This window comes from Streptomyces sp. 35G-GA-8 (genome assembly GCF_023534745.1).
In the GTDB taxonomy this organism is placed as follows: Bacteria; Actinomycetota; Actinomycetes; order Streptomycetales; family Streptomycetaceae; genus Streptomyces.
Genome location: NZ_JAMHJQ010000005.1, coordinates 572296 through 594500, shown reverse-complemented (window position 1 = coordinate 594500; position 22205 = coordinate 572296). Strand labels below are relative to the sequence as shown.

The 22205-nt window shown below is 70.4% G+C and carries 23 protein-coding genes; 9 read left to right on the top strand and 14 right to left on the bottom strand.

The features are described from left to right. Positions 1-75 precede the first annotated feature (75 nt). Positions 76-1590 (top strand): MFS transporter, encoded by a 1515-nt coding sequence (locus M1203_RS14190; RefSeq protein ID WP_249949994.1) that lies wholly within the window; start codon positions 76-78, stop codon positions 1588-1590. Then, positions 1587-2609 carry a glutathione S-transferase family protein gene (locus tag M1203_RS14185; protein WP_249949993.1) on the top strand — a complete coding sequence of 341 codons (1023 nt, stop codon included), beginning with the start codon at positions 1587-1589 and terminating at the stop codon, positions 2607-2609. The genes M1203_RS14190 and M1203_RS14185 overlap by 4 nt, the downstream gene beginning before the upstream one ends. 43 nt (positions 2610-2652) lie before the next feature. On the opposite strand, the gene M1203_RS14180 is transcribed toward M1203_RS14185, so the two are convergent. The 3 genes from M1203_RS14180 to M1203_RS14170 all read right to left on the bottom strand — a co-directional run bounded on the left by M1203_RS14180 (position 2653) and on the right by M1203_RS14170 (position 5409). Continuing rightward, complete coding sequence (locus M1203_RS14180; protein ID WP_249949992.1) at positions 2653-3846, bottom strand: MFS transporter; 1194 nt, start codon at positions 3844-3846, stop codon at positions 2653-2655. A 213-nt stretch (positions 3847-4059) separates the two neighbouring features. Continuing rightward, positions 4060-4782, bottom strand: coding sequence for a hypothetical protein (locus M1203_RS14175; protein WP_249949991.1), 723 nt, complete (start codon positions 4780-4782; stop codon positions 4060-4062). Between the two features lie 3 nt (positions 4783-4785). Further along, positions 4786-5409 carry a sigma-70 family RNA polymerase sigma factor gene (locus tag M1203_RS14170; RefSeq protein WP_249949990.1) on the bottom strand — a complete coding sequence of 208 codons (624 nt, stop codon included), beginning with the start codon at positions 5407-5409 and terminating at the stop codon, positions 4786-4788. A 331-nt stretch (positions 5410-5740) separates the two neighbouring features. On the opposite strand from M1203_RS14170, the gene M1203_RS14165 reads away from it, so the two are divergent. Further along, the gene (locus M1203_RS14165) at positions 5741-6550 is read left to right on the top strand and encodes an SAM-dependent methyltransferase (RefSeq protein WP_249949989.1); all 810 of its coding nucleotides are present in this window, start codon (positions 5741-5743) and stop codon (positions 6548-6550) included. Here the strand turns inward: M1203_RS14165 and M1203_RS14160 are convergent. The 6 genes from M1203_RS14160 to M1203_RS14135 all read right to left on the bottom strand — a co-directional run bounded on the left by M1203_RS14160 (position 6523) and on the right by M1203_RS14135 (position 13091). Beyond that, positions 6523-7452 (bottom strand): ion transporter, encoded by a 930-nt coding sequence (locus tag M1203_RS14160; RefSeq protein ID WP_249949988.1) that lies wholly within the window; start codon positions 7450-7452, stop codon positions 6523-6525. The genes M1203_RS14165 and M1203_RS14160 overlap by 28 nt on opposite strands. Positions 7453-7626: 174 nt before the next feature. Beyond that, positions 7627-8658, bottom strand: a complete 1032-nt coding sequence (locus M1203_RS14155; protein ID WP_249949987.1) for a hemolysin family protein — start codon at positions 8656-8658, stop codon at positions 7627-7629. Then, on the bottom strand, positions 8655-9989 hold the full coding sequence (locus tag M1203_RS14150) for a hemolysin family protein (protein WP_249949986.1): 1335 nt from the start codon (positions 9987-9989) through the stop codon (positions 8655-8657). Before M1203_RS14150 ends, M1203_RS14155 begins: the two co-directional genes overlap by 4 nt. Positions 9990-10177: 188 nt before the next feature. Beyond that, positions 10178-11503, bottom strand: a complete 1326-nt coding sequence (locus M1203_RS14145; protein WP_249950052.1) for an LCP family protein — start codon at positions 11501-11503, stop codon at positions 10178-10180. A 208-nt stretch (positions 11504-11711) separates the two neighbouring features. Next, positions 11712-12671, bottom strand: coding sequence for a M56 family metallopeptidase (locus M1203_RS14140; RefSeq protein ID WP_249949985.1), 960 nt, complete (start codon positions 12669-12671; stop codon positions 11712-11714). A 3-nt stretch (positions 12672-12674) separates the two neighbouring features. Further along, the gene (locus tag M1203_RS14135) at positions 12675-13091 is read right to left on the bottom strand and encodes a BlaI/MecI/CopY family transcriptional regulator (RefSeq protein WP_249950051.1); all 417 of its coding nucleotides are present in this window, start codon (positions 13089-13091) and stop codon (positions 12675-12677) included. 200 nt (positions 13092-13291) lie between these two features. Between M1203_RS14135 and M1203_RS14130 the strand changes: the two genes are divergently transcribed. The 3 genes from M1203_RS14130 (at position 13292) to M1203_RS14120 (ending at position 15034) form a co-directional block, all read left to right on the top strand. Then, positions 13292-13867: a TerD family protein gene (locus M1203_RS14130; RefSeq protein WP_249949984.1), complete on the top strand. Its 576-nt coding sequence runs from the start codon at positions 13292-13294 to the stop codon at positions 13865-13867. A gap of 66 nt (positions 13868-13933) precedes the next feature. Then, positions 13934-14512: a TerD family protein gene (locus M1203_RS14125; RefSeq protein WP_249949983.1), complete on the top strand. Its 579-nt coding sequence runs from the start codon at positions 13934-13936 to the stop codon at positions 14510-14512. A gap of 66 nt (positions 14513-14578) precedes the next feature. Next, the gene (locus M1203_RS14120) at positions 14579-15034 is read left to right on the top strand and encodes a tellurite resistance TerB family protein (RefSeq protein WP_030352289.1); all 456 of its coding nucleotides are present in this window, start codon (positions 14579-14581) and stop codon (positions 15032-15034) included. 44 nt (positions 15035-15078) lie between these two features. Here the strand turns inward: M1203_RS14120 and M1203_RS14115 are convergent, their stop codons facing one another. The 4 genes from M1203_RS14115 to M1203_RS14100 all read right to left on the bottom strand — a co-directional run bounded on the left by M1203_RS14115 (position 15079) and on the right by M1203_RS14100 (position 18793). After that, complete coding sequence (locus M1203_RS14115; protein ID WP_249950050.1) at positions 15079-15912, bottom strand: YhjD/YihY/BrkB family envelope integrity protein; 834 nt, start codon at positions 15910-15912, stop codon at positions 15079-15081. A gap of 190 nt (positions 15913-16102) precedes the next feature. After that, positions 16103-16855 (bottom strand): PIG-L deacetylase family protein, encoded by a 753-nt coding sequence (locus M1203_RS14110; RefSeq protein WP_249949982.1) that lies wholly within the window; start codon positions 16853-16855, stop codon positions 16103-16105. Continuing rightward, positions 16852-17562 (bottom strand): DUF1796 family putative cysteine peptidase, encoded by a 711-nt coding sequence (locus tag M1203_RS14105; RefSeq protein WP_249950049.1) that lies wholly within the window; start codon positions 17560-17562, stop codon positions 16852-16854. The genes M1203_RS14110 and M1203_RS14105 overlap by 4 nt, the downstream gene beginning before the upstream one ends. A gap of 28 nt (positions 17563-17590) precedes the next feature. Then, complete coding sequence (locus M1203_RS14100; protein WP_249949981.1) at positions 17591-18793, bottom strand: SAM-dependent methyltransferase; 1203 nt, start codon at positions 18791-18793, stop codon at positions 17591-17593. A 268-nt stretch (positions 18794-19061) separates the two neighbouring features. On the opposite strand from M1203_RS14100, the gene M1203_RS14095 reads away from it, so the two are divergent. Next, positions 19062-19541, top strand: coding sequence for a nuclear transport factor 2 family protein (locus M1203_RS14095; RefSeq protein ID WP_249949980.1), 480 nt, complete (start codon positions 19062-19064; stop codon positions 19539-19541). A gap of 215 nt (positions 19542-19756) precedes the next feature. Further along, the gene (locus M1203_RS14090; RefSeq protein WP_249949979.1) at positions 19757-20575 is read left to right on the top strand and encodes a lipase family protein; all 819 of its coding nucleotides are present in this window, start codon (positions 19757-19759) and stop codon (positions 20573-20575) included. 60 nt (positions 20576-20635) lie between these two features. Here the strand turns inward: M1203_RS14090 and M1203_RS14085 are convergent, their stop codons facing one another. Further along, positions 20636-20992, bottom strand: coding sequence for a PRC-barrel domain-containing protein (locus M1203_RS14085; protein ID WP_249949978.1), 357 nt, complete (start codon positions 20990-20992; stop codon positions 20636-20638). Between the two features lie 147 nt (positions 20993-21139). Between M1203_RS14085 and M1203_RS14080 the strand changes: the two genes are divergently transcribed. After that, a complete protein-coding gene (locus tag M1203_RS14080; protein ID WP_249949977.1) occupies positions 21140-22201 on the top strand; it encodes an acyl-CoA desaturase in 1062 nt (353 codons plus the stop codon). Positions 22202-22205: the final 4 nt, after the last annotated feature.

The following is a 22205-nucleotide window of genomic DNA, read 5'->3' as shown; positions in this document are numbered from 1 at the left end:
CCTTCGGGTCCACCGGGTCCACCGGTCGGCGCGCTCCGGATGAGGGATCGCAGCGCGCGAACTAGGGTGCGATTCATGGCCGGAGATACAGGGCTGGGGAGCGGACGGGACGCCGCCGCGGCGCCGGACCCGCGCCGCTGGAAGGCGCTGGCCGTATGTCTGGTGGCGGGCTTCATGACGCTCCTGGACGTCTCCATCGTCAATGTGGCCCTTCCGTCGATCCGCGAGGGGCTGCGCACCCCGGTCTCCGACCTCCAGTGGGTGCTGTCCGGTTACTCGCTCGCCTTCGGCCTCTTCCTGATCCCCGCCGGGCGACTGGGCGACGCCCACGGGCGGCGGCCGGTCTTCATGATCGGGCTCGCCCTCTTCACCCTGGCCTCCGCCGCCTGCGGAGCGGCCCAGTCCAGCCTCTGGCTGGTGATCGCCCGGCTCGTACAGGGCTTCGCCGGAGGCATGGTCACCCCGCAGATCTCCGCGCTGATCCAGCAGATGTTCGCCGGCCGTGAGCGGGGCCGGGCCTTCGGCATGTTCGGGGTGGTGGTCGGCCTCTCGACGGCCGTGGGCCCGCTGCTCGGCGGTCTTATCATCCAGCTGGCGGGCGCGCGGGAGGGCTGGCGCTGGGTCTTCTACGTCAATCTGCCGCTGGGCGTCGTCTGTCTGCTGCTGGCGCGGCGACTGCTGCCGGACACCCCCTGCGCGGGCCCGGCGCGGATACGCGATCTCGACCCCGTCGGGGTACTGCTGCTCGGCACGGGCGTCCTGGCGCTGCTGCTGCCCTTCGTCCAGTCGCAGCAGTGGCACGGCGGGGAGAAGTGGCTGCTGCTGATCGTCGCCGCCGTGCTGCTGGCCGGCTTTGTGAAATGGGAGTCCCGGTGCCGGCCCGGTGGCACCCAGCCGGTGCTGGACCTGGGGCTCTTCCGCGTCCGCTCCTACTGGCTCGGGTGTCTGCTGATTCTGCTGTACTTCGCCGGGTTCACCACGATCTTCTTCATCACCACTCTCTATCTCCAGAGCGGACTGCACTACAGCGCCCTGGAAGCCGGACTGGCCATCACCCCCTTCGCGGTGGGCTCCGCCGCGGCGGCGGGCATCGGCGGACGGCTGGTCAACCGGTTCGGCAGACCCTTGGTCGTGGTCGGACTCACCATGGTCACCGTCGGACTGGCGGCCACCACGCTCGCCGTGCATCTGGTGCCGGGGCGGGGCGCGGGCTGGGCGATGGCGGCTCCGCTGCTGGTGGCCGGCCTCGGCAGCGGCCTCGTCATCACACCGAACCAGACCCTGACCCTCGCGGAGGTACCGGTGCCCATGGCGGGCAGCGCGGGCGGCACGCTCCAGACCGGCCAGCGGGTGGGATCCGCGATCGGTATCGCCGCCGTGGGATCGGTCTTCTTCGCCGAGGTGGGGCCGGAGGGCTGGGCCACGGCGTTCGACCACGGGCTGATCGTCTCGGTGGCGTTCGTGATCGCGGCCCTGCTGGTCGCCGTCGCCGACGTGCTCACCGCGCACCGGGACAGAAAGCGGGGTACGGGACCGAAGGGGCCCTTCACCCACCGAACGTCCGCACCGCCGGAAGGAGACCAGCGATGAGCGGCACGCGCACGGAGAGCAACGCGGAGTACGGAAAGAAGCCCTTCAAACGTTCGAGGAGCCATTTCGCCGACCGGATCACGGCCGACGGCAGGGACGGCTGGCCCGTCGAGGCCGGCCGCTACCGGCTCGTGGTCAGCCGGGCCTGCCCCTGGGCGAGCCGGGCCCTGGTCTCCCGGCGGCTCCTCGGTCTGGAGGACGCGATCTCGCTGGCGGTCGCCGACCCGATCCAGGACGATCGCAGCTGGCGCTTCACCCTGGACCCGGACGGCCGGGATCCCGTCCTCGGCATCCGCTTCCTGAGCGAGGCGTACGACGCGCGGGAGACGGGATACCCCGGCGGGGTCAGCGTGCCCGCGATCGTCGACGTACCGAGCGGGAGACTGGTGACCAACGACTTCCAGCGGATCACACTCGACTTCGCCACCGAATGGACGGCGCTGCACCGGCCCGGCGCGCCCGATCTCTGTCCCGAGCCGTTGCGCGAGGAGATCGACGAGGTCATGGAGGGGATCTACCGCGATATCAACAACGGTGTGTACCGCGCCGGGTTCGCGGACGGGCAGAGCGCCTACGAGGACGCCTACCGCGCGCTGTTCCGCCGTCTCGACGAGGTGTCAGGGCGGCTGGCGGACCGCCGCTATCTGGTGGGCGACACGCTCACCGAGGCGGACATCCGGCTGTTCACCACGCTGGTGCGCTTCGACGCCGTCTACCACGGACACTTCAAGTGCAATCGGTCCAAGCTCACCGAGGACCCGGTGCTGTGGGCCTATGCCAGGGACCTGTACCAGACCCCCGGGTTCGGTGACACGGTGGACTTCGACCACATCAAGCGCCACTACTACCAGGTGCACACCGGTATCAACCCGACCGGCATCGTGCCCCTCGGCCCCGATCTGTCCGGCTGGCTGACCGCGCACCACCGGGAGGAACTGGGCGGACGGCCGTTCGGGGACGGGACACCGCCAGGTCCCGTGCCGAGGGGCGAGGCGGTGCCACCGGCGGGACGCCCCTGACACGCCCGCTCCACCGACCCGCGTCGGCTCCCGTGGCCCCCCGTCAGCTCTCCACCGAGGGCCGGCGCAGCAGATACACCGCCACGCACGCCACCAGCACCATCACACAGGCCGTGAACGTCAGCCCGGCGCCCTTCAGCCCCAGCCCGAGCGTCAGCGCGCCGACGCCGACGACGGGCAGCGAGATACCCGTATAGGCCACGACGAACAGCGCGGAGACCGTGCCGCCCCGGTGCTCGGGCGGCGCCGCGCCGCTGACGGCGGTCATCGCCGCGCGGAAGGAAAGCCCCTGGCCCAGACCGCCCAGGACCGCGCCCACGACGAGCAGCGCCAGCGACTCCACCGCGAGCGACGTGCCGACCAGCACCAGACCGGCCACCAGCACCAGACAGCCGCTCGGCAGCGCCCGGCGTACCCCCAGACGCCCCATCAGCGACTGGCCGATCGTGGAGGCGAGGAAGAGGGAGAAGACGACCGCTCCCGAGACGGCCAGATTGTGCACGTTCAGGGTCTGGGCCACAAAGGACGGCGCCACCGCGGTGAACAGTCCCAGCAGGGCGAAGCCCGCGAACGCGGCGAGCGCGGACGGCGCGAACACCCCACGCACCTCGGGCGGCACCACCAGCCCCTGCGGTTTCAGCCGGGGCCGCCGCGTCGGGTGCGCGACGGTCTCCGGCAGGAACCAGGTCAGTACGGAGGCGACGGCCACCAGCGCGAGATGGACGAGGAAAGGCAGCCGCAGCGGCCACGGCGCGTACTGCGCGAGCAGCCCGGCCAGCAGCGGGCCACAGCCCAGGCCGCCCATGTTCGCCGCGGTGGCGGCGAGCCCCGCCCGTGCCTCGTGGCCGGGCGGCGCCAGCTCCAGCACGGTGACGGTGGCCGCGCCGCTGAGCAGCCCGGCGGCGAAGCCGGACAGTAATCGGCCCGCGAACAGCAGCGGAAGCCCGCCCTCGAAGAGGAAGCAGAGGGCGCTCGCGGCGGACAGCCCCAGCGCGGCCAGCAGCACCGGCCGCCGGCCCACCTGGTCCGAGAGATCGCCCGCCAGCAGCAGTACGGCGATCACCCCGAGCGCGTAGACGGCGAACACGACCGTCACGATCAGTTCGGAGAAGCCGAGTTGTGCGCGGTAGAGCCCGTACAGCGGGGTGGGCAGGGTCGTACCGGCCATACCGACTGCGAACACCCCGGCGGCCACGGGATAGCCCAGGCGCCGGCTTCCATGAGCGCGATCCGTCATACCAGCCCCGTCCGTCCTGCGCGCCCTGTGGGTCCTGTCCCCCGAGCCGGGGTGGGAATCAGCTGTCGTCGCCCGTACCGGCCGTCCGCCGGCGGCGCATCAGGACCGAGCCGACGAGGGGCGCACGCTTGGATACATCAAATGCCCCTGTCGGACTTCTGTGCCATCCGGGACCGGCATAAGAGGTGACCGGGCTCTCCCCGGGCCCGCGCGCTATCCGGCGGGAGCGCCGCCGGTGCCCCGGGTGAGGTCGGCGGTCAGCGAGGGGCCCGGCTGGGGGACCTCACCGAAGTCCTCGTCGGCGCTGTCGACGCGGAGCCGGTTGATGACGGCCTCCAGCGCGGCCGGCAGCGTGGGGTGGCGTCCGTGATGACACTGGCTGAGCAGATCGTGCCTGACGGTCTCGGGCAGCAGCGAGGAGAGCGCGGGCGCCGCCGCGGGCCTGCCCGACCCGGGCAGATGACGGGACTGATGGCGCCAGTACGCCGCGTCCTTGAACTCGGCCCGCTGCTGATGGGCGAGGAAGAGACAGAAGGCGGCGGTGCGATTGCCACCGCCGGCGGCGAACTGCCACCAGAACTGGGCCGCGTCACGGTGCCCGGTCAGATGCAGGAGCGCGGCGAAGACGACGGCGCCCTCGGGGTCGATACGGTCATGGTCCACCAGCCGGGACAGACTGGCCGCAGCCTCGGGCGCGTTCAGGACGAGGGCCACGGCGAGGCTGAGGTCGTGCGCCGCCTGCTCATGGGCCGAGGGATAACGGCGCGGCGCCGCGCCCGGATCCTGGCGGCACGCCGCTCCCCGTACCGTCCGCCGAGCCCCGGCCCGGCTCCGCGCCGCGGCGGTGTCGTAGTCGTCATAGGTGGCGGTGAGGACCTCCGCGTCGTCGAGCAGCGCGTCGATCCGTCCGGGATCGGGTTCGTCGGTGTGGCGCACGGTCTACTCCTCCGCCTCGGTCTCACCTGCGTCGAGGTCCTTGGCCAGTCGCCTGCGGGCATGCCGTACATGGGACCGTACGGTGGCGACCTCGATGCCCATGTACTCGGCGACCTCTTCGTCCGGGACCTGGAGGACATGGCGCAGCACAACCACGTCGTACTGCCGCTCGGGAAGCCGGGCGATGGCCCGGTACAGCCGGATCTCCCGTTGCAGCACGTCGAACTGATCGCGCTTCTCGTGGTGGAGCAGCTTGCGGACCGCGGCGTGGAAGGCGGCGGTGTCGACCAGGGCCGGTTCCCTGTTGTGGTCGTCCAGCCACCACGCCACCTCCTCCTTGAGGAGCGCCCACGCGTACCGGGCCACGGATTCCTGTGCCAGCACATGCGGCCAGTGCTCCAGCAGCCGGGCGCAGGTGGCGTCGACCACCGTCTCGGCCGCGTCCCGACTGCCCACCTGTGTATGGGCGTAGCGCAGCCACACCGTGTGGTGGCGCGCGTCGAACGCGTCAAAGGTGAGCGCCAGCCGGTGGACCGTCCCGTCCGGGGGGACCGGATCGCGGCGGTCCTCCACGCACTGCGCGCCGTGGGTGACGCGGACCACCGGACGTTCCGGATCGACCTGCACGCATGCCCCGTTCCCTGGACACCGCGCCGCTCCACGGCGGAGGGCGTCGGTGCGAGAGGTGTGCCTCTCTCCACCAGTCAGCCAACCGGATGAGCGCCCTCAATGTGCGGGACACACCCGGGGGTTTCTCGCGGACCGCCATCATATGATTACTGGGCGGTAGAACGGGTGACGTTTCCCGAATGTTTCGTTGCCCTGTGCGCCGGTCCTCTCTCATCTGGCCTGCCCGCGAGGAGAGTTGGGTCATCTCGTACGGTTGTCCGCATGCGGTGGCGGGAAGTCACCGACTGTTATGCGGTGTTGTCCGGCGATGAGAACGGGGGGTCGCGCGATGAGCGACAACGGTGCGGTGGATCTTGAACTGGACCGGGCGCATTCAGCCCGGATGTACGACTACTACCTGGGCGGGACGACCAACTTCCCCGCGGACCGCGAGGCCGCCGCGAGGGCCATCTCCGCCTTCCCCTCCATTCTCTCCACGGCCCGCATCAACAGGCGCTTCATGCACCGCTCCGTCCGCTTCCTCGCGCGGCGGGGTATGCGGCAGTTCCTCGACATCGGCACGGGAATCCCCACCTCTCCGAATGTCCACGAGGTCGCCCAGCGGGAGGTGCCGGAGGCACACGTCGTCTATACGGACAACGATCCGATCGTGCTGGCCCACGCCCGCGCGCTGTTGCACAGCCACCCCGCCGGACGCACCGCGTACGCGGAGGCCGATGTCACCGACCCCGAGGCCCTGTTGGCCGCCGAGGAGATACGCTCGACGCTCGACTTCACCCGCCCCATAGCGCTCAGCCTCAACGCGCTGCTGCACTTCGTCACCGACGAGCACGACGCCCACGACATCGTCGAACGGCTCAAGTCCGCGCTGCCGTCCGGCTCCACGCTCGCCATCGCGCATGTCACCACCGAGTTCGACCCCGAGGGCATCGCGCGGCTCACCACCGCCTACCGCGCGGCGGGCACGCCGGGACAGGCGCGCACCCGCGAGGAGATCGCCCGGTTCTTCGCCGGCTGGCAGCTCCTCGAACCGGGGATCACGCCCTCGCACGAGTGGCGCCCCGACCCCGCCGAGCAGAGCGGGAACGTCACCGACAAGGAAGCCGCCTGCTACGTCGGGGTGGCGCGCAAACCCTGACCGGCAGCCGCCGCCGTGCGGTGGTGCCCGTCGCTCTCGCCGTTCGCCACCGCGAGTCCGGCCTCGACATCATCCAGCGCACGGCGCGCGGCGGCTATCCGGGCGAGCAGCACAGCCCGCGACTCGTCCAGGGCCGGTGCCACCGGTACGGCAGGGCTCTCGCGGCTCCGCTCGTCCTCCAGTTCGCGTGCCTCCTCAAGGGAGTTGATGACGACCCCGATCAGCAGGTTGACGAGCAGGAAGGACCCGAGCAGCACGAACGAGGCGAAGTAGACGATCGTCCAACGGGAGATCTCCAGGCCGCCCCGCACCGCGTCACCGAGGCCGTCGAGCGTGATCAGCAGAAAGAGTGTGAGGGCCGCGCGGCCCAGCGAGCCGTAGTGTTCCGGGTCGGCCGCGGCGAAGAAGACCCAGCCGAGCATGGCGTACACGTACAGCAGCAGCGCACCGACCAGCACGAAGCTCAGTGTGCCCGGCAGACTCTTGCCGACGGCGACGATGACGATGCGCAGTTGGGGCAGGAAGCGCGCGGCGCGCAGCACGCGCGCGAGCCGGAGCAGTCGCAGGACGGTGGCGTTCTCGCGGGCGAGGGGTGTGAGTGCGAGCCCGACGACCGCCAGATCGAAGATGTTCCAGGGATCGCGGAAGAAGTCCTTGGGGCGCTCCGCGTAGGTGGCGGCGCGCAGCAGGATCTCCGCGGAGAAGGCGGCGAGGAAGAGATGCTCGGCGACCTTCAGTTCCGTGTGCCACTGGTCGACCGCGCCGGTGTAGGTCTCGATGCCGAGCAGGACGGCGTTGCCGATGATGAGGCAGAACACCGCGGTGTCGAAACCGGCGGACTCCACGACGCGCCGGCTGCGATCGGCGAGAGCCGGCTGTAACCGGCTCGTCCTGTCGGACATCAGATGAACCCATTCCCCACGACGGAAGGTGACACAGACACGGATACAGAAGCTGATACGGACCCGGACCCCGGCCCGGAGCCGGCAGCAGGAGCGGACCGCACCGGAACGGACCGGGCAAGAGAAGCGGCCGGTGCCCGGGGCGGGGCACCGGCCGCTCTTCCACCGCGTGGCCTACGCGGCGGTCGGTGAGCCGGCCGCGGGGCCGACCAGTTCCTCCAGGACGTCTTCCATGGTCACGAAGCCGATGACGGTCCCCTTGTCACCGCTGACCGCGGCGAGGTGCGTACCGGCGGCGCGCATGGCCGTCATGGTGTCGTCGAGCGGGGTGTCGATCTCGACCCTGATCACCGTGTGCAGCGCACTGCGCGGGAAGGGCCGGGTCCGGTCGGCGGCACCGAGGGCGTCCTTGATGTGGAGATAGCCGAGGATCGTGTTGTCCGGCCCGGTCACCGGCAGCCGCGAGAAGCCGGAGGACGACGCGGCGCGCTCCAACTGCTGCGGAGTGACCTGGTGGTCGACGGTGATCGTCCGGTTGAGCGGGACCATCACCTCACCCACCGGACGCGTGCCCAGCTCCAGCGCGTCACGCAGCCGCTCGCCGTCCGCGGGGTCGAGCAGCCCCGCCTCGCTGGAGTCCTTGACCAGCCGGGCGAGTTCGTCGTCGGTGAAGACCGACGAGACCTCGTCCTTGGGCTCGACCTTCAGCAGCCGCAGGATGGCGTTGGCGAAGGCGTTGATCCCGAAGATCACCGGGCGCAGCGCCCGGGTCAGCCAGACCAGCGCGGGCCCCAGCGCGAGCGCGGTCGGGGCCGGCGCGGCCAGCGCGATGTTCTTCGGCACCATCTCGCCGATCAGCATGTGCAGATACGTCGCCAACGTCAGCGCGATCACGAACGCGATCGGGTGGATCAGCGCCTCGGGCACACCGATCGCCTCGAACGGCGGCTCCAGCAGATGGGCGATCGCCGGTTCGGCGACGGCGCCGAGCACCAGCGAGGAGATGGTGATACCCATCTGAGCCGTGGCCATGGCCGCGGACAGATGCTCCAGGCCCCACAGGGTGCTCTTGGCCCGACGGCTGCCCTTGATCGCCTGGGGCTCGATCTGGCTGCGCCGTACGGAGATCAGGGCGAACTCGGCGCCGACGAAGAACGCGTTGGTGAACAGGGTGAGCACGCCGATGGCGAGCTGCAGGGCGGTCATCGGTTCTCCTCCACGAGCCGGCCGGCCGCGGCGGGCTCGGTGATCCTGACCCGGTCGGCCCGGTGGTGTTCGACCCGCAGGACCGCGAACTGCCAGCCCTCGATCTCCAGCGTGTCGGTCAGCACGGGCAGCCGCTCCAGCCGGGTCGCGAGGAGCCCGGCGAGCGTCTCGTACGGGCCCTCGGGCGCGCCGAAGCCGATCTCCGCGAGCTGGTCGAGACGGACACTGCCGTCCGCCTCCCATACGCGGCGGCCGTCGGCGGCCGGCCGGCCGGGGGCCAGGTCGGGGGTCTCGTCCGGGTCGTGCTCGTCACGTACCTCGCCGACGACCTCCTCGACGATGTCCTCGACGGTGGCGACGCCCGCGGTGCCGCCGTACTCGTCTATGACCACGGCCATCGTCCGCGACTCGCGCAGGCGCCGCAGCAGCCGGTCCACCGGCAGGGAGTCCGGGACGAGCAGCGGGCTGGTGGCCAGCTCGGTCACGAGGGTGGCGTCGCGCTTGCTCTCGTCCAGGGCGAGGACATCGCGGATATGGATGGTGCCGATCACCTCGTCGAGACTGTCGCGGAAGACCGGGAACCGGGACAGGCCGGTGGCCAGCGTCAGGTTCGCCGCGTCGGTGGCGGTGGCGTGGGCCTCCAGGGCCCGCACGTCCACGCGCGGTGTCATCACGTTCTCCGCGGTCAGGTCGGCCAGATGCAGGGTCCGTACGAACAGCTCGGCGGAGTCCGCCTCTATGGCGCCCTGCCGCGCGGAGTGCCGCGCCAGGGCGACCAGTTCCTCGGGGGTACGGGCGGAGGCCAGCTCTTCGGCGGGCTCCAGCCCGAAACGGCGTACCAGCCGGTTCGCGGTGTTGTTGAGATGCCTGATCAGCGGGGCGAAGGCGGCGGTGAAGCCACGCTGCGGCCCCGCCACGACCTTGGCGACCGCGAGCGGGCTGGAGATCGCCCAGTTCTTCGGCACCAGCTCGCCGATGACCATCAGCACGACGGTGGACATGGCCACGCCCAGCAGTGTGGCGATGGTGGGCACCGCGCCCGCGGGCAGGCCGGTCGCCTCCAGCGGGCCGCGCAGCAGCACGGCCAGGGACGGCTCGGCGAGCATGCCGATGACCAGCGAGGTCACCGTGATGCCCAGCTGGGCGCCGGAGAGCTGGAACGTCAGCCGCTTGGCCGCCGCCAGCGCGCTCGCGGCGCCACGCTCACCAGCGGCGGCGGCGCGTTCCAGCTCGCCGCGCTCGATGGTGGTCAGGGAGAACTCGGCCGCCACGAACACCGCACAGGCGAGGGTGAGCGCGAGGGCGAGGAGCAACAGAAGCACTTCGGTCACCGTGCCACCTCCGGTCCATCGCTCGACGGGACGGGGACGGCACGGCTCGTACTGGGAGGCTCACCCATTGCGGGACCGCAGCTCCTTCTCAGGTCAGATGGTAGGGACGGGGTGGGCACCCCGTCCATCAATAGTAAAGGAATCGCAAAGCAGCGCAATGTCCTGTCCGATTTATGACATCGCTCAGTTCATCGGACCGCTGTGAAGTCCTTGCCCACGGTCAGTGTCACCACTCCCGGGGCGGCCTCCGCGTCCTGCTCGGCGACGCTGCCGGGCAGTCGTGAGGCCAGCACCTCGGCCGGTTCCGCCTGGTCCTGCGGATAGCCGACCGTGGTCTTCGTCGTGTCCTCGGGTGCGTCGCCGATACCGACGACGGTGAATCCCGCCGACCGCAGCGTCTCCGCGACCTCCGCGGCCCGGCCGGTCGTGCCGGAGCCGTTGAGGACCTGGACCCGGACCGTACTCGCGTAGACCGGGCTCTTCGCGTCGGCTTCCAGCTTCTTCTTGTCGACCTCGGTGTCCTTCGCCAGGGCGGCGAACAACTGCGACGCCTGCGGATACTGCCAGACGACATTCGCCTTGTCGGTCGGCACATCGGCCTCCCGCGGGTAGTTCGGCACCGTGAGGAACGTCAGCCGGTCGGTGGGGATTCCCTTGACCTCGGACGCGAGGCCGGTGAGGGGCTTGATCCCCGCCAGCGCCTTGTCCGTGGTCAGTGACTTCGTCGCCGAGTCGAGGAACCCGTAGAGCGCGTTCGGGCTGGTCAGCTTCTCCTGAGCCTTGGCGGCCAGGGCCTCCATGAACTCCTGCTGCCGGCCGATACGCCCCAGATCGGAGCCGTCGCCGACGCTGTAGCGCGTCCGTACGTACCCGAGGGCCTCCTCGTCCCTGACCGTCTGGCACCCGGCGTCAAGGTTGATATGCGCCTTCTTGTCGTTGATCGCGCTCTCGGGGCAGACCTCGATGCCGTCCAGCGCGTTCACCATGCCCTTGAAGCCCTGGAAATCGACCGACATGAAGTGGTCCATGCGCAGGCCGGTGTTCTGCTCCACCGTCCGGATGGTGCAGGCGGCGGCGCCCTCGACCTCGCCGGTCGTACCGCCTATGGCGAACGACTCATTGATCTTGAACTTGTGCGGCGTCGACTTGCTGCCGTCCCCCTTGTCGCAGGACGGTATGTCCACCCATGAGTCGCGGGGGAGCGAGACGACCGTGGCCCACTTACGGTCGGCGGACACATGCAGGACCATCAGCGTGTCCGACTGCATCGTGGTCAGGCCCTTGCCGTACTTCGCGTTGTCGCCGTCCCGTGAGTCGGACCCCACCACGAGGATGTTCTTGGACCCCGGGCTCAGATTGACCGGCCGGTCGCCGCCGATCTTGTTGTCCACGTCGGCGGAGTGGATATTGCCGTTGAGGTCCTGGTACACCCAGGCCGCCGCGCCGGACACACCGATGAGCAGCACGGCCAGTGTCCCGCCCGACCAGATGGCTATTCGGCCCCGCCGGGTCAGCCTGGCCTTGCGGCGCGCCCTCCGGCCGCCGCGGTGACCCCCGCCCGCCGAGCGGCCCCGCCGCCCGCTGGATTCCCTGCCCACGCTGATCCTCCGTGCCCCGTTACGGGCCGCCGTTCGTCCGGACAGGCCGGTTATCGCCCCGTGCGACGGATGCACTCTACTGGCTCTACAAGTCTGTAGAAGAAGCTGGGTGTTCCGGCGGCGTTCACAGCGGCGTGGCCGCTTCGAGGGCGACGAAGAGCGCGAGGGCCGCGTTGAAGGCGGACAGCGTGGACGCGGCGGTCCCGGCGGCCGCCACACAGGCGGCCATTCCCGCGCGGGTCAGCGCGGACGGCCAGCTTCCGCGCGGCGGCACGGGACCGAGCAACGCCGCGACCCGGCGCGGCACCGGGCCCGCCGCGGCGAACGCCGCCAGTCCCGGCGTCGTGACCCGGCGGGAGAACAGCGCGGCCTTGCCCACCGCGCGCGCCGTGATCCGGCGGTCGCCGGTGACCCGCGCCGCCTCCTCGTCCGCCCAGCGCTCCGTGCCGTACATCACCGCGGCCCGCAGGGGCCGCAGGAACGGGTTGGCGCAGCCGGCCAGCTGCACGGCGAGCAGCAGCCGGTGATGCCGTCCGGCCAGATGGGCGCGTTCGTGGGCGAGCAGCGCCCGCCGCTCCGCCTCGTCCAGACAGGACAGCATCCCCGTGGAGACGACGATCCGGCCGGGGGAGCCGGGCAGCGCGTACGCGTAGGGCTCCTCGTCGTCCAGGACGGCCACCTCGGCGGAGCCGATTCCGACTCCGACTCCGGCGCCGGTTCCGAGCCCGGCCAGCGCCCGGTGTGCGCGGAGGCGGAAGCGGACATGCCGCCGTAAGGTCAGCGCACACGCCACGACGACCAGGGCCAGCGCCACGATCGCCGCCTTGCCCGCGACCTCGTCGTACGGCACGGCCGCCCGCACCTCGGGATCGGACCAGCTGTCCGGGAGCGGATTGCCGGGCAGCTGCGCGGTGCCGACGACCACGAGCAGACCGAGACAGAACGTGCTGCACGCCGCCAGCACCACGGCGACGGAGGCCAGGAACACCGAGGCGCTGCGCGGATGCAGATGGTGTTCGGCCAGCCGCGCGAGCGGCAGCGCGGTCAGCGGCAGGACGAGTGGCAGGAAGACGAAGACGCCCATGGATCAGCTTTCGGGGCCGGGTTCGGATCGGGTCTCGGGGCCGCCGGTGTCCCTGAGCAGTGAGCGCAGCACCTGCTCGTCATCGGGTGACAGCGCCGACACGAAGCTGGAGAGCACCGCGTCGCGGTCGTCCCGCTCATCGAGCAGACGCCGCATCCGCAGAGCCGTGAGCCCCGCCTCGTCCGCCACCGGCGTCCACAGGAAGGAGCGCCCCGAACGACTGCGGGTCACGGCCTGTTTGCCGAGGAGACGCGTGAGGATGGTGATCACCGTGGTGTACGCCAGCTCACCGTCGAGCCGTTCCTGCACCCAGGTCGCCGCCACCGGGGAGGTTGCCGAGCCCAGCACGGCCAGCACCTGGGCCTCCAGCTGACCCTGGCCGCGTCTGCCCGTACGGGACGCCCCGTCCCGGTCGTCCATGTTCCCGACCACGAAATGGCCTCCTCCCACACCGCCGCCCCGGCCACCCTCGGGCCGGACCATCCTGACCAGCTCTTCGCGGCTCACCTTTACGGCGGCCAACTTCTACAGTGTTGTAGATTTACGATGGTGCCACACGGCACCGCGTCGCGCCGGAACGTCCGGCGTGCCCGGTTCCGGGACCGAGGAAGGGAAGCAATATGGGTGTGAGCCTCGCCAAGGGCGGCAACGTCTCGCTGAGCAAGGAGGCTCCCGGTCTGACCGCCGTTCTGGTCGGCCTCGGCTGGGACGTACGGACCACCACCGGCGCCGATCACGATCTGGACGCCAGCGCCCTGCTGGTCGACGGCTCCGGCAAGGTCGTCTCCGACCGGCACTTCGTCTTCTACAACAACCTGACCAGCCCGGACGGTTCGGTCGAGCACACCGGGGACAACCTCACCGGTGAGGGCGAGGGCGACGACGAGACGGTCAAGGTCAATCTGGCCGGTGTGCCCGCCGATGTCACCAAGATTGTCTTTCCGGTCTCGATTCATGACGCGGAGTCCCGCGGCCAGTCCTTCGGACAGGTCCGCAACGCGTACATCCGGGTGGTCAACCAGGCGGGCGGCGCCGAGCTGGCGCGCTACGACCTGAGCGAGGACGCCTCGACCGAGACCGCGATGGTCTTCGGCGAGCTGTACCGCAACGGCGCCGAGTGGAAGTTCCGCGCCATCGGCCAGGGGTACGCCTCCGGCCTCGCCGGTATCGCCTCCGACTACGGCGTCAACATCTGACCTCCGTACCCGTATCCGCCGTACCGACCGGCGCGCCCGACCCCCACGCCTTCCCAGGAGCGAACGATGAGCGTCAACCTTGCCAAGGGCCAGCAGATCAGCCTGACCAAGTCCGGTGGAGGTGAACTCACCGTCGTCCGCATGGGCCTGGGCTGGCAGGCGGCCCGCAAGGGCTTCTTCGCCCGTATGACCGCCCGCGAGATCGACCTGGACGCCTCGGCGCTGCTCTTCGCCGGCAAGGAGGCCGTCGATGTCGTCTTCTTCCAGCATCTGACCAGCAATGACGGTTCGGTGCGGCACACCGGGGACAACCGCGTCGGCGGCGCGGGACAGGGCGGTGACGACGAGTCGATCGTGGTGGACCTCCAGCGGGTCCCCGTCCATGTCGACCAGATCGTCTTCACCGTCAACTCCTTCACCGGCCAGACCTTCGAAGAGGTCGAGAACGCCTTCTGCCGGCTGGTCGACGAGACCAACGGCCAGGAGCTGGCGCGTCACACACTCACCGGCGGTGGCAAGCACACCGCGCAGATCATGGCCAAGGTGTACCGCTCGGGCGGCGGCTGGCAGATGGCCGCCATCGGCACCCCCGCCGAGGGACGGACGTTCCAGGACCTCATGCCGGCCGTCGTCCCCCACCTGTAGGCCGTGCCCCGGACCTCCCGTCCGGCATCCATCACCCCCCGACCCTCACTATCCAGGAGACTCCACGTGGCCCTGTGGGACCGCATCAAGGATTCCGCCGCGTCGATGCAGACGCAGCTGAACGCGAAGAAGAACGATCTCAAGAGCGGCGCCTTCCGTGACGCCAGCATGGCGATGTGCGCCCTGGTCGCGGCGGCCGACGGATCCATCGACCCGTCCGAGCGCCAGCGCGTCGCCTCGCTGATCATGACCAACGACGTGCTGCAGAACTTCCCCGCGGACGATCTGCAGACGCGCTTCAACGACTACTGCCAGAAGCTGACCGCCGACTTCGACTTCGGCAAGGTCGGCGTGTTGCAGACCATCGGGAAGGTCGCCAAGAAGCCCACCGAGGCCCGCGCGGTCATCCAGATCGGCATCGTCATCGGCGGCGCCGACGGCGACTTCGACGAGAGCGAGCGCGCGGTCGTCCGCGAGGCCTGTTTCGCGGTCGGCATCGCGCCGAGCGAGTTCGACCTCTGACGGTCATGAGCTGAGGGGCGTGCCGTTCTCGAACGGCACGCCCCTCAGGAGCCCCCGGCCTCGCCGGGCCGGTCCGTCCCGTCGCCGCGGTCCGTCTCGTCGTCCGCGTCGATATATCTCTGGATCCGCTTGTGCGTGCGGTGCTCGTGGAAGAGACGGCCCACCAGCGCGCCGCCGTAGACGACGAAGCCGACGCCGACCAGCCAGGACTGGATCACCAGAACCGTTCCGAACGGGCCGTAGGTGACCGCGTTCGCGGCGATCAGCGGGGAGAAGACGACGCGCGAGAACACCCGCAGCCCGAGCAGCCCCAGCGCGGTCGCGACGGCTCCCGGCAGGAGGGCCGGCCAGCGGACGCGGCCCGCCAGAAGCACCCGCTGAGACCACCAGAAGAAGAGACACGTCCCGATCAGATCGCCCAGCGTGGCGAACACGATCTCGACGACCGACTCGGAGGTGACGGGTGTGTTGACGAAGGCCAGCAGGAAGACGACGAGCACCGCCAGCCACAGGACATGGCGCCACATGGTGTGCCAGCGCGCCGTCGGCAGCTCCCAGACCCGCTCGTAACCGGTCTGTACGGCGGATCCGAACGTCAGCCCGAACACCGCCAGCGCGGCGAGTCCGAACGCCGTCGTACGCTGCAACGCCTGACCCGGCCTGCCGAACAACTGCTGGATCTCCGCCTGTGCGGAGGACGACACCCCCAGCCCCTGGCCCAGCCAGCGGGCGAACCCCTGACCGCTCGCCGGGTCGGCCGCGGCGACGAGGATCAACAGGGGCACGAGAGTAAGGAATCCGAGCGCGGCGAAGCTCATCGCCCGATGTATCAGCTCCATCTCACGCCCGCGGTTCCAGGCGAGCACGGCGGCGGACATGGCGATCGAGCGATACAGGCTCCGGAACCGGTGTCTGTGCTCCGTCGCACCGAAACGCTTGCGGGTCATAGGTCGTCTACTACCCGCCGGGGCCGCGGGGGGCGTGCACGGCCCCCCGGATGGGTGCCGCGCGCCCCGCCCGGCCCCGCCCACGCGGTCAGGCCGCGGACGGGACGGGGCGAAGCGCGTACTACCCGGGCTCTCCAGGGACTTCGGCCTCCTCCAGGGCCCAGACGCGTTCGGCGCGCAGCGGCCCGCTCCGGGCCATCACCCGTCCGTGGTCGATGGCGAGCGGGGCCAACTGCGAGGCGTAACAGAGCACCACCGCGCGCTTGGCCGCCCACTGCTCGTCGGACAGCGTCAGATCGTGAACGGCCCGTGTCCGGTAGCGGCTCGCGATCTCCCGGTAGGCGGATCCGAAGTGCTCGTCCCCGGCGAGGGCCGTGTCGGTCTCCGGGCCGCCCCACTCCTTGAGATGGCCCGTATAAGGGAGGTCGGCGTAGATGAGGGGGAGCGGCCTGCCGAGTTCGCCGAGGACCCGCAGCGCACGGTCGCGTACCTTCGTGTGATCGGCCTGGTTGGTGCCCAGGGGAAGCAGCAGCCGTGTGTCGGGGGCGAGATCGGCGAGATATGTGTCGATCTCATGGAGCGGGCCGCCGTCCCCGTACGGACCGTCGGGATGTCCCAGGACGACCCGCTCGACCCCGAGCAGCGCACAGGCCCGGGTGTCCTCCGCCACGCGGGCGAGATGTGCCTCGCCGCCGGATGAGAAGCCGCAGGTGGTGTCCCACCAGGAGACCTCCTGTCCGGGACAGGGCGCGCCGCCGTACACGGTCACGACGGTGACTGGCGAGTCGAGCGCGGGGATCAGACCCGCGAGTGACAGCGCGGCGTCGTCGAAGTGCGGGGAGACGATCACGGTGGAGGGCGGGGGCGGTGTCATACGGACATGCTCCTGTCGGTGACGGACGGAATGGGCGTCGTGAAGGCTCCGGGCGATACGGATGGCTCTGTCGAGGGCGAGGGCGAGGGCGGGGGCGGCGGCGGGGCGAAGCGCACAGCGCGGAACGCGGCGTCCCACTCGGCGTCGTCGCCCTCCCACCGCCCGGGGGCGGCCGCGACCGTGCCCCAGCCGATCCCCGGGCCGAGAGCGGCGCCGTCCGGCGGCGGGGTACGGCGCAGCCAGAGCAGATCGAACCGGTGGCGCGGATACGCCGCCGCGATGACCAGCCGCAGCCTGCGCAGATCGGCCGCGGTGAGTTCGTCGAAGGCGTCGTGGTGGACGTACAGCACATGCGCCGACGACCGCGCGAGCGTACGCCAGCGGTCGGCCAGCGCCCGGAACTTGGCGCGTACGCCGTCGAACTGCCGGTCGATGTCGGACTGCGTGAGCGCGGTGCCCGACGTGGGGTGGAAGTCGTGGAAGAAGCGGATGTCGGAGCCCCGGTCCAGCGCGCAGAGACCGTCGCTGAACGGCTCGACCATCCCGGGCCGCAGCACCTCGGCGAAGTCACCGGCGATCGTCTCCACGACGGACTCGAAGTCGAGATCGAGCCAGTCGAAGAAGTGCGCGCGGTCATTGCCGGTGATCCGGCGGATCTGATGGGTGGACTCGCAGTGGTAGCCCAGCCCGACACAGCGGTCGTACATGTCGCACATCTCCGGTCTCCCCAGGCGGTCAGCCGTTCGTACGCCGCAGGAGCAGCCCCACGCTGCCGCGCTTGCTCAGATAGGCGCGTCCCGCGCAGACCGTCTCCAACTGCGGCGGCACGAGAACGGTCTCCTCTTCCGCACGCCAGGTGGCGGACCGCTCCAGCCAGGGGCGTACGCGTGAGGCCAGCGCATCGGGTTCGAGGGCGACGAAGACGAGATCCGTGGCCAGATCGTCGAGGAGCGCCAGATCCTGGCCGTAGTAGAGCATTTCGATCAGCAGGTGCGCGGTGGCACGGGGAGCGTCTTCCTTGGCCAGATCCGCGAGATCGGCGCCGTCCACTGTGACCGCGTCGGTGCCGGCGAGCGCGGCGGTGAGCCTGGATCTGAACACCGCGTTGGGCTCGGTGGCCCGTACGGCGAAGCCGGCGGCGACGAGCCGGCGGGTCAGCGCCCCCTCACAGGCCCCCACTTCCACGAGCGCGCCTGCGGAGCCGGAGCCGAGGTCGGCGCATCGCTCCCGCACCCAGGCCGCGGTGGCGTCCAGCCGGCGCGCCTCGTACCGCGAGCTGCCGAACTCCCAGGGGTCCACCACGGACGCCGCCTCGTCGTCCAGGCTGGCGAGCAGTGCGAAAAGCCGCTCACGCTGATCGGGGTCGGTGTCGAAGAAGCGCTCGGCGGCGGGGACACGGGGGGTCTGCACCACTAACTCGGGGTCGGTCTCGGCCAGCAGATGCCCGCACGAGCCGTTGACGAAGTCCAGCTTGGCGGCGATGTGTTCCGGCCCCAGCGGGCGGTCGAGATCGCTGAGGATCTGAAGGTACGGCGAGAACCCGACGGCGTGCCGCAACTCGGCCCCCGTGAGGCCGGCGCCGGAGTCCTCGGCGTCGGCGGCGCGGGCGAGGGCGGTGTCACGGCCGAGACGCCCGCGGCTGCGCCGGTTGTCCGCGGGGGAATGGGTCCAGATCCGGCAGGGCCCTCCGGCGGCGGCCCGGCGCAGGAGCGTCGCGAGTACCTCGGGCCCCGGTGAGGCGATGCCGTCCGTCACGGGCCCGACATGGGACGCGATCAGGGCGAGGCGTTCCGGCGCTCGCATGCCCGCGCCGAGGATCAGCGTCTCGGCGCGATCGGCGAGGATCACCCGGGTCTCGCCACCGCCGTCGTCGGTGAGTACGGACAGGAAGTCGAGGACGGCGTCCTCGGCCCGGAGTACGACAACGATATCGATCACGGTACTTCGGTCCTTGGTACGGAGCCGACTGCGGGAGCGGGGCAGGGTGGGGCCGGTCGGGGGGTGCTCGGTACGGGTGTCGGCTGGCAGGGACCCTAGCGGTCACCACGTATGTGGTCCAGACCAATTGGGCGAAGGGGCGTCGAGTTTCGGCCACCTCGGCCCAGCTGGCCGAGGTGGGCCGAGAGGGGCCGAGGTGGCCGTACGCGCCGAAAACGCCGGGCGTCGACGGCGCGTCGGCTGCTACGAAGAGGAGATGGAGATGGAGATGACCACGCAACCCCTCGGCCCCCTGGAACGTCTGCTCGCGGAGCGCGCCTGTGAACGTCTGATCGCCGAGTTCGTCCGCCGGCTCGACCTCGGGGAACCGGGCACGGTCGCCGACCTGTTCACGCCCGACGGCGTCTGGGAGTGGGCCCACGACAGCCGCCGGGTGGAGGGGCGCGACGCGCTCCGCGCCTACTTCGGCTCCCGGCCCGCGGACCGGCGCTCGCTCCGCATGAGTACGAACGTCCTGGTCACCGTGGACTCCCCGACCACGGCCACGGCCACCTCGTACTTCGCCACGTACCGGGTCGACGGCTACACCGGCGGCATCGTCCCGCCCCGGCCACCGGCGAATGTCGGCCATTACGAGGACACGTTCCGCAAGGCCGGGGACGAGTGGCTGCTCGCCGCCCGGTCGCTGTTCCTGTCCTTCGGGGGTCCGACGGAGCGTCTTGCCGCTCCTCGGCGGCCGGCGGACTGAGGGCGCGGCGACACGAGCCGACGGCGGCCGGGGCCCGGCATGCGCGCCGGGGCGGCGAGCCGGTACGCGACTGGGGCGTGTCTTCGAAGACACGCCCTCGCGCTCCCACGCGCCGCCCGCGTGGGTGAACGCGGAGACGGGGCCCGTCCGGAGAATGATCAATCATCGAACGCGTCACCCCACGCCCGTGTTCGTGTACGTCCCGGAGGTTCGCCATGCCCGTAGCCCCGCTCGACCATCGGACGACCGGTTATCAACTGGCCCACGCCTACTGGCTGGCGAAGGCCGCGGAACTCGCCTACCGCGAGGAGGGCGAGGTGCGGAGCGTCCTCGCCGACTGGGGGTTCGACCGGTTCCGGCACGTCGAGGCCCGCCATGAACCGCCGTTCCCCCTGGAGGACACCCAGGAGTATGTCGCCGCGAGCGACCGGATGATCATTACCGCCTTCCGCGGCACCCAGCCGCTGGAGATCCGCGACTGGCTGACCGACGTCAACACCCCGCCCGTGCCGGGTCCTGGCAACAAGGGCTTCGTCCACTTCGGCTTCCACCGGGCACTCGCGTCGGTGTATCCGGACGTACGCTCCGCCATCGAGACATTCCGTACCGGTGGACAGACGGTGTGGATCACCGGGCACAGCCTGGGCGGCGCCCTCGCCATGCTCGCCGGTGGCCGGCTGTGCTTCGAGGAGCCGAGGATCCTCGCCGACGGCATCTGCACATACGGCCAGCCCCGCACCTGCGACCGGGTGCTCGCCGCCGCGCACAACACCGCGCTGAAGGGCCGTACCCACCGCTTCGTCAATAACAACGACATCGTGCCCCAGGTCCCGCCGGCGCCGGTGTTCACCCATGTGGACCACGTCAGGTATTTCGACGCCGACGGCGTACTCCACGACCGGATGCCGCTGATCGACGGACTCAAGGACCGAATCAAGGGGCGTACCGCCGATCTGTTCGCGCCCGCCTCCGACGGAATTCGGGACCACTTCATGCCCGCGTATCTGGCGAATATCGAGAAAAACCTCGCCTGATCCCGAGCGGGCCCGGCGGCGCGTGACGCGGTACGCACACCGCGCTCCGCGCCGCTTTTCTCAGCGGCGGCCCAGCCGGCGCTCGCCCTGCGCGCCGGTCGAGTAGGGCAGTCCGTAGTGGGCGAAGATCCGCGGCTCGTCCTCGGCGAGCAGTTCCCCGTCGGTATCGATCGACGGGGCGTTCTTGGCGAGTTGCCGGTCCCACGGGATCTTCAGGTAATTCGGCCCGACGGTGGCCTCGGCGAGCGGAACGAAGACGAGCCGCCGTTTCGTGGGCAGACCGACCGTGACCGTGGCGAACGACGGGGCGTCCGTGGCGGTGTCGACATAGATGGCTTCCAGCGAGCCGATCTTCCGTTTCTCGCCATCGACCACATCGTGGCCGCGGTACTCCCGGATGTCCTCGGCTTCGAACATGAGCGACTCGCCTCTCCTCCGCTTATCATCTGCTTATCCGCCGTTCGGGGTGGCGGACGGTTACACTCGAAAAACATTCCCGGTCGGTGTACGAAATCAACACAGCCGGCTCAAGACGGTCGCGATCGACCCGAAAGGCGTGGCTGAATGCCGATCCGTCCCTCAGGCGAACCCGCGGTACTCGAAAAGCGGCGGGAAGCGGGCAGTGATTTCGCGTGCCTCTCCAGGAAAATCACCGCGGCCGGCCTGATGCGCCGGAGGCCCGGTTACTACCTGGCGCGGATGTCACTCATCGCCGTGCTCTACGCGGCCGGCTGGGTGGCCTTCGCCCTTGTCGGTGACAGCTGGTGGACGCTCGCCGTCGCCGCGTTTCTCGCCGTCGTCTTCGGACAGGTCGCTCTCGTCGCGCATGACGTGGGCCACCGCCAGGTGTTCCGGCTGCGCCGGTCCAGCGCCTGGGCCGGCCGGATCGCCGGGAACGTCGGTATCGGCATGGGATACGGCTGGTGGCAGGACAAGCACTCCCGGCACCACGCCAATCCGAACCATGTGGAGCTGGATCCGGACGTCGAGCCCGACGTACTGGTGTGGACCCGTGGCCAGGCGCGCGAGGCCAGGGGGCTGCCCCGGCTGATCGGCGGCTCACAGGCCTATCTGTTCTTCCCGCTCCTCGCGTTGGAGGGCATCAACCTCCATGTGGCCGGGGTACGGGCGCTGGCGGACCGGTCGCTGAAACAGCGGCGCCTGGAGGGCCTGTTGCTCTTCACTCACTTCGCGCTCTATCTCGGCGCGCTGTCCGTCGTCCTGCCGCCCGGCAAGGCGGTGGCCTTCCTCGCTGTCCACCAGTGCCTGTTCGGCCTGTATCTGGGCTCGATCTTCGCCCCCAATCACAAGGGCATGCCCACCCTGACCGGCGAGGACCGCCCCGATTTCCTCCGGCGCCAGGTCCTCACCTCGCGCAATGTGCGCGGCGGCTGGTTCACCGATCTCGCGCTGGGCGGGCTCAACTACCAGATCGAGCACCATCTGTTCCCGAGCATGCCGACGCCGCATCTGCGCCGGGCGCAGCCGGTCGTCCGGCGCTACTGCCAGGAGCTCGGGATCGACTATCTGGAGACGAGCCTCCTCACCTCCTACCGCCAGGCGCTCAGAAGCCTCCACGACGCCGGCGCCCCACTCCGCTCGGCCGTCGCCGCCACCGAGGCGTGAGCCG